1 protein-coding gene is annotated in these 542 nt (G+C 37.5%); it reads right to left on the minus strand.

Translation table 11 applies throughout. The features are described 5' to 3' along the window. Positions 1–542, minus strand: a 542-nt coding sequence (locus NK356_RS24310; RefSeq protein ID WP_253318257.1) for a discoidin domain-containing protein, incomplete at both ends; no start/stop codon positions are given.

The raw sequence follows: 542 nt of genomic DNA on the forward strand, positions 1-542 counted from the left end.
TTTTTTTACATAAGTTCCGTTAAATAGACATTGCGCTAACCCTTTATAGAATGGCGATGTCATATTATTTATATCCGCCTGAGTAACAGAAGACTTCAATGCTGAATAAAGATTGTCTGTAAAAATATTGCTGTAAGGATTATTAACCACTGAAGCGCCTGATTTATAAAAGCCCATTTCAGCACAGCTTGCAAAACTGTTCTTCCCATCGTTTACTGTAATTCTTACATTCAAAGGGGTAATCTGATTTGGAAAGTAAACCTTTACAGGAGCAGAAGAATACTGAAAATCAAATGTCATTAACGGAACATAAGTGCTGTTTGTGCTCGTATTATAACTGATACTCACGCTTCCAAACCGCCCGTTTTCACTACCGGACCTAGGCGTATATTTTAGATAATCGATAGGGGTAACACCGTCTAATCTGTAATTTAACACCACCGGAAAAGTAGTAACGCCATGTGGAGAGTGATACAACGTACTCACATCATTATCATAAGATTTATCTATATCTTCTCCAGGCTGATAAGATGACGCAGTCG

Origin of the sequence: Chryseobacterium sp. S0630 (genome assembly GCF_024158915.1) — a bacterium.
In the GTDB taxonomy this organism is placed as follows: Bacteria; Bacteroidota; Bacteroidia; order Flavobacteriales; family Weeksellaceae; genus Chryseobacterium.